The organism is Streptomyces sp. NPDC007991, assembly GCF_042958445.1.
Lineage (GTDB): Bacteria > Actinomycetota > Actinomycetes > Streptomycetales > Streptomycetaceae > Streptomyces.
Genome location: NZ_JBIBJD010000002.1, coordinates 880,856 through 896,918 on the forward strand (window position 1 = coordinate 880,856; position 16,063 = coordinate 896,918).

General features: G+C 70.7%; 13 protein-coding genes and 1 pseudogene. 3 read left to right on the top strand and 11 right to left on the bottom strand.

Translation table 11 applies throughout. The annotated features are described in order from the left end of the window. Positions 1-60: 60 nt before the first annotated feature. The 9 genes from ACFZDA_RS08045 to ACFZDA_RS08085 all read right to left on the bottom strand — a co-directional run bounded on the left by ACFZDA_RS08045 (position 61) and on the right by ACFZDA_RS08085 (position 9,706). Complete coding sequence (locus ACFZDA_RS08045) at positions 61-840, bottom strand: HAD-IIA family hydrolase (RefSeq protein WP_391076591.1); 780 nt, start codon at positions 838-840, stop codon at positions 61-63. A 154-nt stretch (positions 841-994) separates the two neighbouring features. Further along, the gene (locus ACFZDA_RS08050; protein WP_391076594.1) at positions 995-1,780 is read right to left on the bottom strand and encodes an LPXTG cell wall anchor domain-containing protein; all 786 of its coding nucleotides are present in this window, start codon (positions 1,778-1,780) and stop codon (positions 995-997) included. A 116-nt stretch (positions 1,781-1,896) separates the two neighbouring features. Further along, positions 1,897-2,130: a hypothetical protein gene (locus tag ACFZDA_RS08055; protein ID WP_391076597.1), complete on the bottom strand. Its 234-nt coding sequence runs from the start codon at positions 2,128-2,130 to the stop codon at positions 1,897-1,899. Positions 2,131-2,175: 45 nt separating this feature from the next. Then, positions 2,176-3,597, bottom strand: coding sequence for a glucoamylase family protein (locus ACFZDA_RS08060; RefSeq protein WP_391076600.1), 1,422 nt, complete (start codon positions 3,595-3,597; stop codon positions 2,176-2,178). 153 nt (positions 3,598-3,750) lie between these two features. Next, on the bottom strand, positions 3,751-4,953 hold the full coding sequence (locus tag ACFZDA_RS08065; RefSeq protein WP_391076603.1) for a family 1 glycosylhydrolase: 1,203 nt from the start codon (positions 4,951-4,953) through the stop codon (positions 3,751-3,753). Between the two features lie 94 nt (positions 4,954-5,047). After that, the gene (locus ACFZDA_RS08070; RefSeq protein ID WP_391076606.1) at positions 5,048-5,917 is read right to left on the bottom strand and encodes an ABC transporter permease subunit; all 870 of its coding nucleotides are present in this window, start codon (positions 5,915-5,917) and stop codon (positions 5,048-5,050) included. Then, positions 5,914-6,906 (bottom strand): ABC transporter permease subunit, encoded by a 993-nt coding sequence (locus tag ACFZDA_RS08075; protein ID WP_391076609.1) that lies wholly within the window; start codon positions 6,904-6,906, stop codon positions 5,914-5,916. The genes ACFZDA_RS08070 and ACFZDA_RS08075 overlap by 4 nt, the downstream gene beginning before the upstream one ends. Before the next feature lie 13 nt (positions 6,907-6,919). Further along, complete coding sequence (locus tag ACFZDA_RS08080) at positions 6,920-8,164, bottom strand: extracellular solute-binding protein (RefSeq protein ID WP_391076612.1); 1,245 nt, start codon at positions 8,162-8,164, stop codon at positions 6,920-6,922. Positions 8,165-8,611: 447 nt separating this feature from the next. After that, positions 8,612-9,706 carry a substrate-binding domain-containing protein gene (locus ACFZDA_RS08085; RefSeq protein WP_391076614.1) on the bottom strand — a complete coding sequence of 365 codons (1,095 nt, stop codon included), beginning with the start codon at positions 9,704-9,706 and terminating at the stop codon, positions 8,612-8,614. A gap of 274 nt (positions 9,707-9,980) precedes the next feature. On the opposite strand from ACFZDA_RS08085, the gene ACFZDA_RS08090 reads away from it, so the two are divergent. Beyond that, positions 9,981-12,278, top strand: coding sequence for a glycoside hydrolase family 3 N-terminal domain-containing protein (locus ACFZDA_RS08090; protein WP_391076616.1), 2,298 nt, complete (start codon positions 9,981-9,983; stop codon positions 12,276-12,278). Between the two features lie 517 nt (positions 12,279-12,795). On the opposite strand, the gene ACFZDA_RS08095 is transcribed toward ACFZDA_RS08090, so the two are convergent. Beyond that, positions 12,796-13,935, bottom strand: coding sequence for an ROK family protein (locus ACFZDA_RS08095; protein WP_391076817.1), 1,140 nt, complete (start codon positions 13,933-13,935; stop codon positions 12,796-12,798). Between the two features lie 216 nt (positions 13,936-14,151). Continuing rightward, a pseudogene (locus ACFZDA_RS08100) lies at positions 14,152-14,385 on the bottom strand (ROK family transcriptional regulator); the annotation flags it as partial. A 47-nt stretch (positions 14,386-14,432) separates the two neighbouring features. Here ACFZDA_RS08100 and ACFZDA_RS08105 point away from each other — a divergent pair. Together ACFZDA_RS08105 and ACFZDA_RS08110 are read left to right on the top strand one after the other, a co-directional pair. Continuing rightward, positions 14,433-15,521, top strand: coding sequence for a Gfo/Idh/MocA family oxidoreductase (locus tag ACFZDA_RS08105; protein WP_391076618.1), 1,089 nt, complete (start codon positions 14,433-14,435; stop codon positions 15,519-15,521). Further along, positions 15,518-16,039 (top strand): heme-degrading domain-containing protein, encoded by a 522-nt coding sequence (locus ACFZDA_RS08110; protein ID WP_391076621.1) that lies wholly within the window; start codon positions 15,518-15,520, stop codon positions 16,037-16,039. The genes ACFZDA_RS08105 and ACFZDA_RS08110 overlap by 4 nt, the downstream gene beginning before the upstream one ends. Positions 16,040-16,063: the final 24 nt, after the last annotated feature.

Here is a 16,063-nt window from a genome sequence, read left to right on the forward strand (position 1 = left end):
CGGCGACTGCTCCATACGGGTGGCGACGGGTTTCGGCTTCCGGCCTGCCGCCTCCCGGGCTCAGACCCGGTCGACGAGGTCCGCGATGGAGTCCACGACCTGCGACGGCCGGTACGGGAAGCCCTCGACCTGGTCGGGCCGGGTCAGGCCGGTGAGCACCAGGAACGTCTGCATCCCGGCCTCCATGCCCGCCAGCACGTCCGTGTCCATGCGGTCGCCGATCATCGCGCTGGACTCGGAGTGCGCCCCGATGGCGTTCAGCCCGGTCCGCATCATCAGCGGGTTCGGCTTGCCCGCGAAGTACGGCTTCTTGCCGGTCGCCTGGGTGATCAGCGCGGCCACCGCGCCGGTCGCGGGCAGCGGGCCCTCGGTGGACGGGCCCGTCTCGTCGGGGTTGGTGCAGATGAAACGGGCGCCGCCGATGATGAGCCGTACCGCCTTCGTCATGGCCTCGAAGGAGTACGTGCGGGTCTCGCCGAGGACGACGTAGTCCGGCTCGTGGTCGGTCAGGATGTAGCCGATGTCGTGCAGGGCGGTGGTCAGGCCGGCCTCGCCGATGACGTACGCCGACCCGCCCGGCCGCTGGTCGTCCAGGAACTGGGCGGTGGCCAGGGCCGAGGTCCAGATGGACTCGATCGGCACGTCCAGGCCCATGCGGCGCAGCCGGGCGTGCAGGTCGCGCGGGGTGTACATCGAGTTGTTGGTGAGGACCAGGAAGGGCTTTCCGGACTCGCGCAGCTTCTTGAGGAAGGCGTCGGCGCCGGGGATCGGGACGCCCTCGTGGATGAGCACACCGTCCATGTCGGTGAGCCACGACTCGATGGGCTTGCGGTCTGCCATGTGCGGGATCTCCTGCCGTACGCGTGCCAGCGTGCGCCCCAGCCTAAACAGTGGCGGGATCTTGGGGAATGGCCCGCATACGGCATCCCGACAGGCGGGACGGCTCCTCGCGGCTCGGGGACTCGGCGGCTCGGGGACTCAGCAGCTCAGCGGCTCAGCGGCGACGGCGCGCGAGGAGCAGTGCCCCGCCCCCGGTGAGCAGGATCGCCGCGGCGGCTGCGGCCACCTGGCCGCCGGTGCCCGTACGGGCGAGCTCCTCGACGTACGGCAGGCGGTCCTCGCGGGGCGGGACGGAGGCGTCGGAGTCGGGGCGGGGGCCGGGAGAGGAGTCGGTACCGCCGTCGGTCTCCGGCTCATCCCCGTCGATCGGCCCGCCGTCCTCGATGCCGAAGCGGTAGTCGTTCGACTGCCCGACCCAGTCGCCGTCGTCGTCGTGCCGCTGCACCACGGCGGCGTTGACGGTGACGTCGTTCGGTACGGCGTCCGAGGTGACCGCGAGCCGCACTTTCACGGAGACGGTCTTCCCCGGCCCGACGGTGAACCCGGCGAAGCGGTCCTGGTCGTCGGCGAACGCCCCGATGAGCTCGTCCTCATCCGTCTTCTCGAACCGCACGGGGTGCGCCCGCGCCCCCTCGAAGAACTCCAGCCGGGGCTGCGACGGTTCCAGCACCCGCTTGTCGTCGACGAACACGACGACGGGGTGGATATCGGTGCACGTCCGGTCGGTCGTGTTGGTCAGATCGACGTACCAGGTCCCGAACCCGCCCCCGGCCTCGTAGGCGCCGGGCCCGCCGTGGATGCGGGTGGTCAGCGGGAAGGTGTGGTCGTCGGGCGCGGCGCAGGCGGGCGCCGGCTCGTCCGCGTACGCCGGATGGGCCCCGGTGAGCAGAACGGCGGCTGCCGCCGCGAGGCAGAGGTGAGCGGGCGTGCAGAGTCGCATGGAGTTGTGACCTTGCCGGATGGAGCCGTTGGCGAGCCGACGTCGCCGCGAAGGCCCCCGAACGGCGGCGCGAATCCACCCGGTCGGCGGACACCCGAGGCGACCGGACGGGACCCTCAGCGGCGGCCAGGTGCCTTGGCACGCCAGTGGGCCCAGCCGGTCAGGACGACACCGGCGGCTGTGAGAACCGCGTAGGCCATCAGCGTGGGGAGGAAGCCGCCGGGGAGCCCGTCCAGCAGCCCCCGGTCACCGTGGTCGACGAGGAGCCGGACGAGCGCCTGGGCGCAGACGACCAGCATCACCATGCCGAGGACCTGGAGGACGTCGTACGAGTCCGACCGCGACGCCACCTCCGACGGCTGAGGCGGAGCCGGCCGCTGTGGCGGACCGGCAGCTCAGATGCTGAAGCGTTCCTTGCCCAGCAGGGGCCGTACCCGTGACCGGAACCCACCCGTGCGGAAGGGGCGTTGCAGGAGTCCCGGTCGCAGTTGCTGGGCGAGTGCGGCGGCGATCATGCCCTGGTCGAGTGCGAGGACGAAGTCGCTGACGCGGCCGGTGGTGACGTTGATGGAGTCGCGGAAGCCGTATCGGTCGTCGTAGGCGCCGAAGGCCCGGTCCAGCGCCTGGAGATTGGTGAGGGCCTCGTTCGGTGCCTGGGGAAGGGCGAGGAAGGAGGCATGCGGGGTGACCACGCCGAGGCTGTTGTAGCCGTCCTCCTGCATGCCGATCGCGTCGACGCCGTATTCGCGATAGCCGCCTTCGGGGATGTTGGCGGGTGAGAAGCCCCAGTAGCCGTACTTGGCCTCGATCAGGCCGTGTTCGATCTGGCTGCGTGCGTAGCGGTGGTGGTTGGTGCCCCAGGAGTGCGGTGACCACTCCGCTTCGGGTACGAACAGCGGCACCATCAGGGCCTCGAACATCGACCCGCCCCAGGAGGGGACGAGGTTGCGTCCGCGGTAGGTGTAGTGGCCCTGCCACACCCGTACGCCGTCCACGGTGGCGTACGCGCCCGCGGGTTCCTGCTCCTGCCCCATGCCGGGCAGCAAGGTGCGGAAGAGGTGCCAATAGTGGTCGCAGGGCAGCGAGCCGTCGGCGATGCCGAGGTAACTCGCCATGCGGGGTTCGGTGTTGAGGGCGCCGTAGTGGTGACCGGTGGGTTCGCCCTTGCCGGGCTTGTCGGGCCAGAAGCCGCCGCGCAGCTGGCCGGGGCCGGCCACCGGGTCGGCCGCGTCGTAGGGCGTGTAGTAGTACGACCAGTCGGCGGTGTCGAGGAGCGCGGCGATGCGCGGGCGCAGCGCTGGCTCCGCGTCGGCGGCGATCTTCAGGCCGGTGACCAGCCAGGCGTTGTCGACGGTGGACAGGAACGGGCGGACGGTGTCTCCGTTCTCCGGCCAGGTCGTCAGCACGGAGCCGTCGTGGGCGTCGTACCAGTTGAACCACCAGCCGTGAGCGCGTTCCAGTTTCTCCACGGCCGCGACCATGCGGGCGAGCCGGTGGTGCATGGTGGATCGGGAGATAACGCCGAGGCCGCCTGCCGCCGCCGTGGACCACAGCCCGCAGGCGATGTTGGTGGGCGAGGTCTGCTGCGAGGGAACGGGGGTGCCGGTGCCGCTGACGTCGATCTTGTCTGTGGTGAGGCCGAAGTCGGTGGTCATGGCCGTGATCGAGCGGTAGGTCGCTTCGAACCAGGTGCGCAGCAGCGCGGCGTGCGAGGCGGTGAGGGTACCGGCCGCTGGAGCCGCCGACGCGACGGGTCCGGTGGCGCAGACGGCTGCTGTTCCTGCGGCGGCGGACATGAGGAACCGACGACGGTTCATGCGGGCTCAACTCCTCGAAGCGGGGCGGATGAAGGGGCGTGAGGTGAGGGACTGGCTGGACAGGCAGGCGGGAGCCGGTGGGGGTCAGGGGTCCCACCGGCTCCCGGTCACGCGGTCGGGCTTGGCGGGGCGGGGAGGGCCCGGCCGCGTGTGTCAGGAGGCAGCGCGCGGGAGTTCGCGGGTCCGGCCGAGGTTGCCGAGCCAGACGGCGGCAGGCTTGGGCGTGCGTTCGAAGGTGGCCGGGTCGACCGCGATGAGACCGAAGGTCGGCTTGTAGGAACCCCACTCGTAGTTGTCCAGGGCGCTCCAGGCGAGGTAGCCCTGGACGTCGAGGCCGTCCTCGATCGCTGCGGCGACCGCTGACAGGGCGCCGGTGTAGTAGTCGATACGGCGGGTCTCGTCGCCGGTGGCGATGCCGTTCTCGGTGACGATCAGCGGCATGTCGGGGCCGATGACGTCGGCCGTGTGGCGCAGGGCGTGGCCCACAGCGGCCGGGTAGTACTCCCACTGCGTCAGCGTGCGCTCGGCGTCCTCGGGTGCGGGGATCGGGCCGTCGGGGCCGATCTTGGTGCGGGTGTAGGACTGGACACCGATCCAGTCGTCTCCGCGGGCGGCTTCGATGAAGACGTCCTCGCGGGGGTGGCGGTAGGCGGCGGTGACCTCCTCGGCGCCGGGCAGGGCCTGGTAGACCTGGTTGGCGACGGTCCAGCCGACCTGGATGTCGGAGTTGATGGCGCGTACGGCCTTGACCGCGGCGTGGTGCGCGGCGATGACCGCGTGGGTGGTCTCCTCGTCGGGGGTGGGCAGGCCCGCCGGCGGGAAGCCCTGGTCGCCCGCCTTCGCGGCACCCGCCATCACGGCGATCATGTTGGGTTCGTTGATGGTGCACACGTGGCGGACGCCGTCGGCGATGATCGGCGCGCACGCTTCGACGTACCGGGCGAACAGCTCCACGGCCCCGTCGGCGGTGAAGCCGCCGAGGTCCTCGAACCACTGCGGGACGGTGAAGTGGTGCAGGGTCACCATCGGGCGCAGCCCGCGGGCGAGGGCGCCTTCCACCATGCGGCGGTAGTGCGCGATCTCGGCTCGGGAGAAGGTGCCGGGGACCGGTTCGATGCGGGCCCACTCGACGCTGAAGCGGTAGTCGGTGAAGCCGAGTTCGGCGAGCAGGTCCATGTCCTGCTCCCAGCGGTGGTAGCTGTCGCAGGCGTCCAGACTCGGTTCGGGGATCTTCGCCGCGGGGTCGTGTTCCTTGCGCCACCAGTCGCTGTTGACGTTGTTTCCCTCGATCTGGTGGGCGGCGGTGGAGGCGCCCCACAGGAAGCCGTCGGGGAAGCGGGTCGCAGTCTGCGTCATCGTGCGTTTCTGTCTCTCTGGTGGGGGGGGCAGGCAGGTCCGGTCGGCGTACGTGAGGTGCGGGAGCCGGACGGTGAGTTGAAGGGGTGGCTGGCTACTTCAGGCCGGCGGTCGCGATGCCCTGGGTGAAGTGGCGTTGCAGGGCGATGAAGACGACCAGGACGGGCAGCACCACCAGCAGGGAGCCGGCCATCAGCATTCCGTTGCCGCCGGCGATGGTGCGGTTGGGGTCGTTGGCGAAGGTGGCCAGGGCCACCGGCAGGGTGTACTTGCCGGGGTCGTTGGTCGCGATCAAGGGCCAGACGAAGTTGTTCCAGGAGCCGAGGAAGGTGAAGATCGCCAGGGTGGCCAGGGCCGGCCTGACCAGCGGCAGCACGATGCGGAAGAAGATGAACCACTCGCCGGCGCCGTCGATCCGGGCCGCTTCGAGCAGTTCGTCCGGGACGGACTGCATGAACTGCCGCATCAGGAAGACTCCGAAGGCGCCCGCCGCGAAGGGCAGGACGAGCCCGGCGTAGGTGTCGATGAGGCTGAGCTTGTTCATCAGCACGTACAGCGGCAGGATCAGCAGGTTGCCCGGCACCATCAGGGCGATGAGCACGACGCCGAAGACCCGGGAGCGGCCGGTGAAGTCGAGTTTCGCCAGCGCGTAGCCGACCATCGAGCAGAACAGCAGATTGCACACGGTCACGAGCACCGCCACGATCAGCGAGTTCATGAAGTACCGCGGCATGTTCAGCTGGTCGAGCAGCTGGCTGAAGTTGCTCAGGGTCCACTGCGACGGGAGCCACACGGGCGGGCTGGCCGTCAGATCCTTCTTCGTCTTGAACGCGGACAGCGCCATCCACAAAAGCGGTGCCGCCATCACCAGCAGCCCCAGCGACGCGATCACATACAGCAGCGGTTTACGGACGCGGCCCTCGCTGCGGCGGCCGGTCGGTGCGGTTGCCGTGGGGGCGCTCATCGGGTGTTGTCCTTCAGCAGTCGGAGCTGGAGCACCGTGATGCCCATGATCACCACGAACAGCACGTACGCCATGGCGCTCGCATAGCCCATGTGGAAGAAGTTGAAGCCCTCCCTGTACATGTCCAGAGACACGGTCAGGGTGGCGTTGTCGGGGCCGCCCTGGGTCATCACGAAGGGCTCCTCGAAGACGTTGAGGTAGCCGATGGTGGTGATGACGGTGGCGTAGAGGAGCGTCGGCCGCAGCAACGGCACGGTGATGCGCCGCAGTTCCGCCCAGCCACTGGCCCCGTCGAGGCGCGCGGCCTCCCGTACCTCGGTGGGAATCGCCTGCAGCCCCGCGATGAACAGCACCATGACGGTGCCGAGGTTGCGCCACACCGCCAGCGCGATGAGCGAGGGCATGGCCCAGGTCTCGGAGCCGAGGAAGTCCGGTGCCTTCGCGCCCACTTCGGAGGCAAGACCGGCGATCAGCCCGTCGGAGGGGTCGAGCACGAAGCGCCAGACGATGGCGACCGCGACGATGGAGGTGACCACCGGGGCGTAGAAGCCGACCCTGAAGAAGGTCCGGGCCCGGTCGATGCCGTTGTTCAGGAGGATGGCGGCCAGCAGGCCGAGCAGCACGGTCACCGGTACACCGACGACCACGAAGTAGGCGGTGTTGAACAGGGCCGTGCGAAACGTGTCGTCGACGAACAGCTTCACATAGTTGTCGAGGCCGACGAAGTCCGCCTCCAGCGGCTGCCTGACGTCGCGCACCCCGAAGTCGGTGAAGCTCATCAGGAGCGTCGCGACGATCGGGAAGAGCATGAAGACGCCGAACAGCACCAGGAACGGTGTGGAGAACAGCCAGCCGTGCAGATTGCGCCGGCTCAGCGAGCGGCTCCGGCCACGTCGCCCCGGCCCCGCGGCCGGAGGCTTCACACCTCCGGCCCGGGCTTTCGTCTTGGGGGCCGCGCCGTCGGCGGCCGATCCGGTCACGAGGGACATCCTGGCCACACCCCTACTTCACGAGTCCTTCGATCTCGGACTGCGCCTTGTCCAGGGCCGCCTTCGCGGAGGACTTGCCCTGGGTGACCGCCCCGATCGCGTCGTCGACCTTGGCGGTGATCTCGGTTCCCTTGGGCTGGGCCGGGAGGACCTTCGCGGTCTCCGCCTGCTCGCGGAACACCTTCAGGTTCGCGTCGGTGGCAAGCTCACCCGACTTCCAGGCGGCGGTGTTGGCGGGCAGGTCCTTGGTGCGCCGGTACCAGTCGGCCTGGCCCTTGGTGTCGGTGAGGTACTGGATGAACTCCTTCGCGGCGGCCTTGTGCGAGCTGTCCGCGGAGACCGCCAGGTTCGCCCCGCCGGCCCACGACACCGAGGCTTTGTCGGCCGGCACGGGAGCGACCGCCCACTTGCCCTTCAGGTTGGGATAGTTGTCGTCCAGCAGGCCGACGATCCAGGGGCCGCTGAAGAACATCGGCACGGCACCGGTGTTGAAGTCCTTGGTGACGTCCTGGCCGGGCCGGAAGGTCTTGTCGCTCAGGCCCTTCTTGAAGAAGCTGGCGTAGTTCTCCAGTGCCTTGACGGCCTCGGGGCTGTTGACGACGGGCTTGCCGTTGTCGTCGAGGACCGCGCCGCCCGCGGAGTACAGGAACGGGTAGAAGCTCTGGACGGCGTCCTGGTTGCTCGGCTGGATGGCCAGTCCCCACTTGGTGCCGGCCTTGCCCTGATACGCCTCGGCGGCCTTCTGCAGGTCCGCCATCGTGGCCGGTGCGCCGTTCAGGCCGGCCTTCTTGGCCAGGTCGGTGCGGTAGAAGAGGACGCGGGTGTCGACGTACCACGGAACACCGTAGGTCTTGCCGTCGTACGTGCCCTGCTCCCAGGCGGCCGGGAAGAAGTCGGCCTTGTGAAAGACCTTGGTGTCGACCGGTTCCAGGGCGCCCATGTCGGCGAACTCGCCCAGCCAGCTCGAACCCATCTGCATGACATCGGGCAGCTTGCCCGCGGCGGATGCGGCGACCAGCTTCTGGTGCGCCACGTCCCAGCCGACCGGGGTCACCTTGATGGTGATGTTGGAGTGGGCCTTCTCGTACTCCTTGGCGACGTCGGCGAGCTTCTCGCCCTCCGCGCCCATGGCCCAGACGGTCAGGGTCTGCTTCGCATCGGCACCCACGTCCTCACCACCGGAGCCGCCGCACGCGGTGAGGGTGAGCGCGGACGCCAGGGTGAGGGCGATCGAAGCGGTTCTGGCGGTGTGGTGCATGGACGGCTCCTCGTCGGGAATGGCCGATGTATGCGCTACCTGTAAGCGCATACATAACTGTCCGGCAGACGCTTCGAGCCTGACAAGAGGGTGTTTGGTCACGCTCCCGTAACGGCGGCGACACCAGATGGCACAGACATGCCGGATTATTCATGGAATGGCGGTCATGAGGTGGAGCGCCCGCGGTGGAAATCAACACAGCGGGCGACGGCGGGACGGGTGCGCGCAGCCGCGCCCCTCACCCAGTGATTCAAGCCATTGGAGTCGTCGGAGCCGTCGGGCCGTGTATGACGCATGGACGCATGACGGGAAGCCCCGGGCGATGCGGCGACCGTGGGTCCGTCACGGAGTGCTGCGCACAGCACTCCGGGGAGCCCCCGGCGCACGTCTCAACCCCTCAGCCAGCCTTCAGATGGGTACTGCACCGCGCACAAGCGGGCGGGCGGCTCACCGCCCGCCCGGCCCCGCCGCCACTTCATCGCCGCACCCGCAGCTGGCGCGGGGTACGACCGTCACGGGAAGCATCATCGACACCGGGTCTCCCGTGCGTCGACCGCTCAGACGCTCCACGAGCAGGTCCACGGCCGCCTCCCCCATGCGCAGCATCGGTTGACGCACGGTGGTCAGCGGCGGGCGGACCAGACGGCTGAGGGGGATCCCGTCGAAGCCGGTCACCACCACATCGTCCGGAACCCTCAACCCCCGCCGTTCCAGCGCGTGCAGAGCGCCGACGGCCATCTGGTCATTGGCGAAGAGGAACGCCTGGGGCAGCTCACCGCCCCGTTCGCACAGCACGTCCGCGGCGCGCGCCCCTTCCGCCTGTGTCATCCACACGCGCAGCGCCGGCTCGTCATCCACCTCCACCCCCGCGGCCTGGCAGGCCGCCAGAAAACCCCGGAAGCGGGCCTGCGCATCCGGAGAGTCCTCGCCACCGGCGATGTAGGCGAGCCGGCGCAGGCCGTGGTCCTCGATGAGGTGGCGCGTCAGCTCCCGCTGACCGTCGAAGTTGGCGACCTCGATGTGATCCAGGTGGTCCGCGCCGTCGACGTCCTCGCGCGGCCCGGACAGCATCACCACCGGCTGACGCCTGGAGATGCGCTCCAGCTCCGACGTCGCCACGGTGCGGGCGATCACCGCGAATCCGTCGACCCGCCCGGCCACCTTAGCCACCTCGGAGCTGCCCTGCAGCGATCCCGCGATCAGCAGCGCGTAGCCGTGGCGGCGTGCCGCCCGTTCCATGCCCCGGATGATCTCGTCCGAATAGAGCATCGCCGCGTCGTCGTCATCCGTCGCCGCCGCTTCCACATCCGGGTCGGAGTAGTCGGAAAAGCACAGCCCCAGGACGCCGGTGGAGCGGCTGGCGAGCCCTCTCGCGCTACCACTGGGCACATAGCCCAGATCACGGGCCGCGGCAAGGACACGCTCCCGGGTCTCGGGCCGTACGGCCTCGGGATTGCGGTAGACGCGGGACACCGTGGCGATGGAGACACCGGACCGTTCGGCCACGTCGTACACCGTGGGGGCAGTACCGGAAACGTTCATGGGACGGAACCCCCGTGCTTGTCGGAACGTGAACCGTAGACAATGTAAGCGCATTCAGAGTAGTTTCCGGAGGCCGGGGCCAGCAAGCGACGCCGGAGCTGTGTGCAACCGGGCAGTCGACGGGCCGACACGGCCCCCGCCCCACTCGGCCAGCCGGGCGGGACGGCCGGCCAGAAGGTGCGCCCGACGCCGACGCCGACGAAGCGAACTGCTGCCTCCACATCCGCAGAGTCCGGCTCGCAGAACCGTTTCATGAGGAAGATGACTTGGAGGCATGGTGGGACAGCCCGTCCGCTCGGCGGTGTACCTGGATCCGGACGCGTCCGTGGAAGCGAGGGCCCAGGACCTGCTGGCCCGGATGACCCTGCCGGAGAAGGTCGGGCAGTTGCTGCTGCTCGACGCGCGTCAGGATCTGGGGGACATCGTGTCGGCCAAGCTGGCCGGGTCGATCCTGCACGCCTCGCCCGCGCGGATGCGGGAGGCCATCGAACTGGCCCGGCGGACACGGCTGGGCATTCCGCTGCTGACAGCCGACGACTGCATCCACGGTCATTCGTTCTGGCCGGGCGCGACGATCTTCCCGACACAGCTGGCCATGGCCTGCGCCTGGGATCCCGGGCTGCTCCAGCGGGTCGCCCGTGCGGCCGCGACCGAAATCGCGGCGACCGGCATCCACTGGACGTTCTCGCCGGTGCTGTGCATCACCCGGGACCTGCGGTGGGGCCGTATCAACGAGACGTTCGGCGAGGATCCGTTCCTGATCGGTGAGCTGGGGGCCGCGATGGTGCGCGGCTATCAGGGTGTGGGCCTCAGCGACCCGGCAGCCGTGCTGGCGTGCGCGAAGCATTTCGCGGGCTACTCCGAGACCCAAGGCGGACGCGACGCGAGCGAAGCCGACCTCAGCCCCCGCAAGCTGCGCTCGTGGTTCCTGCCGCCGTTCGAGCAGGCAGCTCGTGCCGGTTGCCGCACCTTCATGCTCGGCTACCAGTCGATCGACGGGGTGCCGATCACCGCGAACCAGTGGCTGATCAACGACGTGCTCAAGCAGGAGTGGGGCTTCACCGGCACGCTGGTGACCGACTGGGACAACGTCGGCCGGATGGTCTGGGAGCAGCAGGTCTGCGCCGACGACGTCGAGGCGGCGGCGGTCGCCGTCAATGCCGGGAACGACCTCATCATGACCACGCCGGCGTTCTTCGAGGCCGCACAGACGGCGCTCGCCCGCGGCCTGGTCGACGAGAAGCAGATCGACGACGCGGTACGGCGGGTCCTGCGGCTCAAGTTCGAGCTGGGGCTCTTCGAGGACCCGCGCGCCCCCGACCCCGAGCGGCAAGCAGTGGTGATCGGCTGCCGCGAGCACGCCGACCTCAACCTTGAGACCGCTCGTCGTTCCCTTGTGCTGCTGCGCAACGACGGGGTCCTGCCCCTTGAGGGCGGGCTGACTCCTGACGGGACGGGCCGCGCTACCGGCCAGGGCACGCCGCGAACGATCGCGGTCATCGGTCCCAACGCCGACAGCCCGCAAGCCATGCTCGGTGACTGGGCGGGAGACTCCGGCCAGGTCGACTGGATGCCCGAAGGACAGCCCCGCGAGCTGGTGGAGACGGTGCTCGACGGGTTCCGCGCCGTCGCACCCGCCGACTGGACTGTCGCGCACGCCCGCGGAGCCGACATCGAAGTCCTCGTCCCCGATCCCCGAGGGCCGTTCTGGCCGGACGGCCAACCGCGGCCGCCCGTTTTCACCCCCGCCCCCATCGATCAGACACAACTCCGGCAGGCCACCGCCGCGGCAGAGGCCGCCGACTACGCCGTGGTGGTCGTCGGGGACACCCTCGCCCTCACCGGCGAGGGGAGCTCGACGGCAACTCTCGATCTCCAGGGCGGCCAGATCGCCCTGCTCGACGCGGTCGCCGCCACCGGCACACCGATGATCGTGGTACTCATCCAGTCCAAGCCGAGCACCCTCCCGGACTCCGCCCTGAACGCGGCAGCACTCATCGAGGCGTTCAACCCGGGCATGCGCGGTGGCCGCGCCATCGCCGAACTCGTCCTCGGACTCATCGAACCCAGCGGCCGCCTGCCGATCTCCTTCGCACGCCATGTCGGACAGCAACCGGTCTTCTACAACCAGGTGCGAGGCCAGCACGGCGACCGCTACGCCGATCTCAGCCAGGAACCCATGTTCGCCTTCGGCGAGGGCCTCACCTACACCAGCGTCACCTACTCCGCCCTCACCGTGCAGGACAACGACGTCCACGCCGACGGCACCGTCCACGCCACGGTCCGCCTCACGAACAACGGCAACCGACCTGCCCTGGAAACCGTTCAGGCGTACATCAGCGACCTGACCACCAGCGTCACCTGGGCCGAGCAGGAGCTGAAGGCTTTCGTCCAGATCGAAGTCCCTCCCGGCGAAACCCTCGACGTCACCATCCGCATCCCAGCCTCGCGCTGCTCACTCGTCACAGCCGACAACCGCCGAGTGGTCGAACCCGGTGAATTCGCACTCCGCGTCGGTCCCAGCTCACGGCCCGAGCAACAGCTGACCGCAGAATTCCGCATCCGGGCTTGAAGGACATTCCCAACCACCCCTCGCCATCGCCCGGTCGGAGCGCCTGACACGCCCGGCCGGTCGACGGCACCTGCTGACGGAAGGCCCTCCGCGCCCGCACGAGCACCCGGGCACCCCTCCGGCTGGTGCACACCGCCACGCAATTACGCGACTGCGAGCGGCACACCACCGGCGCCAAGGCGATGGGCTACTAGCGGTCGCCAGGCGCTGGGCGAGTCCGACCGCTGAGGCCGAGCCGGACCGCTGAGGCGAAGCCAGACGCTGAGGCGGAGCCGACCGCTGAAGCGAGCCCGACCGCTGAAGCGAGCCCGACCGCTGAAGCGAGCCCGACCGCTGAAGCGAAGCCGACCGCTGAAGCGAGCCCGGCCGCTGAAGCGAAGCCGACCGCTACGGCAACTCCGACCGCTGTCGCGAAGCCGGCCCACACGCCGAGCCCGGCCCACACCCATCAGCCGACCCCGACACGGAATCCGACCCGCACACCCAGTCCGGCCCCCGCACCGAATCCCCCCACACCTCACCCAACCCCCCGCCGGAACACCGGCCCCAGCACCAGCTGAGCCGCCCCCGCCGCCACGGCGCGACCCCCACCCGGCGCGACCCGCACCGGCACGACGTCCTCCCCCGTCCGCCGCGCCCGCGCCCCCAGTACCGCCCCGACCCCCCGCACGAACGCCTCGGGCGCCGCGGCCACCGTCCGGCCGCCCAGCAGGACGACGTCGATGTCGAGGAGCCCCACCAGGTTCGCCGCGCCCGCTCCCAACACCCGAGCCGCCTCTTCCACATCCCCGCGTGCGGCCGCGCCGAGGCACAGCGCCTCCACACAGCCCCGGTCGCCACAGGTGCACGGCGGGCCGTCCAGCTGGATCACCTGGTGCCCGAACTCCCCGGCCCCGGTCCGGGCCCCCCGGTGCACGCTCCCGCCGATCACGAGACCGGCCCCCAGCCCCGTCCCGAGGTGCAGATACGCGAAGGAGCCGCCCTCGCCCCCGGCCGCCAGCCCCAGGGCCGCCGCGTTGGTGTCCTTGTCGACGACGACCGGCACGCCGAGCCGCTCAGCCAGCGCCTCCCGCAGCGGGAAGCCGTCCCACTCGGGGAAACCGGTGACCCGGTGCAGCACACCCCGGACATGGTCGAGCGGCCCGGGCAGCGCGACCCCGACCCCGAGCAGTGAACCGGCGGGACCGAGGACCGGCCCGGCGGTCAGCGCCTCAGCCGCCGCCCGGACGCCCTCCAACCCCGCCGCCCGGACGCCCTCCAACCCCGTCGCCCGGACGGCCTCCGGACCCGCCGCCCGCACGCCCTCCAACCCCATCGCCCTGGCTCGCAAGCCCTCCAATCCCGTCTCCTCGGCGGACTCCGGACCCGCCGCCCGCAAACCCTCCAACCCCGTCTCCCTGGCGGACTCCGGACCCGCCGCCCGCACGCCCTCCAACCCCGCCGCCCGGGCGGCCTCCGGACCCGCCGCCCTGGCTCGCAAGCCCTCCAACCCCGCCGCCCGGACGGCCTCCGTAGCCACGCCCCGCAAGACGCCCCTCGCGTCCCGGACAGACTCCGTCGCCATCCCCCGCAAGGCTTCCGTCCCCGTCTCCCGGCCGGTCTCCTCCACCGCGCCCCGCAACCCCTCCGCCACCACCCCCCGCACGGCCTTCGTCACCGCCGCCAGCACCGCCCGCGCCCCGGCCCCCAGATCCAGCGCGGCCCGCCGCTCCCCCACCACCGTCCCGCGCAGATCCACGAGTACGGCCCGGACCTCGTCCCGGTCCAGGTGGACCCCCACCGCGTGCCCCGCCTCGGGCACCAGCCGCAGCACCGTGCGCGGCTTGCCCCCGGTCGACGCGCGGCGCCCCGCCTCCGCCGCGAGCCCGTCCTCCCGCAGCCGGGCCGTGATCTTGCTGACCGCCTGTGGGGTGAGGCCGGTCCGCTCGGCGAGTTCGAGCCGGCTGATGCCGTCGGGCCCGGCCGTGCGCAGCAGATCGAGCACCAGCGCGGCGTTGTGACTGCGCAGCGCGAGCAGATTCGCTCCGGCCCCCGCACCAGCCATGCCGCCCATTTCGCCCACTCCGCCCGTACGGTCGTCCGCCCTGTTCACGCCCACGCCGACCATTGTCCCCGGCCCTTGCACTTTGGCAACAGCGTTGCGAAAGTGGGGGCATGACTGGCACACCCCTCGGCACCCCCGGCTCGCCCCTCCGCGTCGGCCTCATCGGCTACGGCCTCGCCGGCTCCGTCTTCCACGCCCCCCTGATCGCCGCCACCGAGGGCCTCGCCCTCGACACGGTGGTCACCTCGAACCCCGAGCGCCGGCAGCAGGCCCGCGCCGAGTTCCCGGACGTGCGCCTCGCCGCCGGCCCGGACGAGCTGTTCGACCGGGCCGCCGAGCTGGACCTGATCGTCGTCGCGTCGCCGAACAAGTCGCACGTGCCGCTCGCGACCGCCGCGCTCCGGGCCGGTCTGCCGGTCGTGGTCGACAAGCCCGTCGCGGGCACGGCGGCCGAGGCCCGTGAGCTGGCCGCCCTCGCCGAGGAGCGCGGCCTGCTCCTGTCCGTCTTCCAGAACCGCCGCTGGGACAACGACTTCCTCACCCTGCGCAAGCTCCTGGACGAGGGCGAGTTGGGCGACGTCTGGCGTTTCGAATCACGCTTCGAGCGCTGGCGTCCGAAGCCGAAGGGCGGCTGGCGGGAGTCCGGCGACCCCGCAGAGATCGGAGGTCTGCTGTACGACCTCGGCAGCCATGTCGTCGACCAGGCGCTGGTCCTGTTCGGCCCGGCTGCCGCCGTGTACGCGGAGTCGGACATCCGCCGCCCGGGCGCCGAGACGGACGACGACACGTTCATCGCGATCACGCACACCAACGGCGTCCGCTCCCACCTCCACGTCTCCGCGACGACCGCCCAGCTCGGCCCCCGCTTCCGCGTCCTGGGCTCCACCGCGGGCTACGTCAAGTACGGCCTCGACCCCCAGGAGGCGGCCCTGCGCGAAGGCCACCGCCCCGGGCCCGGCTGGGGCGCGGAGCCCGAGTCGCTGTGGGGCCGCGTCGGTTCCGGCGAGTCGCCGGTCACGGGAGGCGGCCGGCCCGAACCCACCCTCCCGGGCGACTACCCCGCCTACTATGCGGCCGTGGCGAAGGCCCTGCTGGAGGGGGCCCCGAACCCGGTGACCGCCCTGGAGGCGGCCGCCGCCCTGGACGTACTGGAAGCCGCCCGTCGTTCGGCCCGCGAGAAGGTGACGGTGACCCTGTGACCCACAAGAGCAACTCCTCGCACAGCCAGGAGCTCACCCCGAAGTTCCACCCGGAGCTCACCCCGAGCCTGGAGGAGCTGGAGAAGGAGGAACGCCGCCTGGTGTTCCGCCAGTTCACCCACGACGACGCCTGGGCGCTCGGTTCGCTCCTCGTCGGCATGGCCCGGGAGCGGCAGGCCCCGGTCGCGATCGACATCCACCGCGCCGGCCAGCAGCTCTTCCACGCGGCGCTGCCCGGCTCCACGCCCGACAACGACGCCTGGATCGCCCGCAAGCGCCGGGTGGTGGAGCGCTACGGCTCCGCGTCCTACCTGGTGGGCGCCCGCTTCCGCGCCAAGGGCACGACGTTCGAGGAGTCCTCGCGCCTCGACCCCGACACGTACGCGGCGCACGGCGGTTCCTTCCCGATCACCGTCGAGGGCGCCGGCGTGATCGGCGCGGTGACGGTGTCCGGGCTGCCGCAGCTCCAGGACCACCGGTTCGTGGTCGAGGCCCTGGAGCGGTTCCTGGACCGCTAGGGGTGCTGGAATCATCGGCGGCCC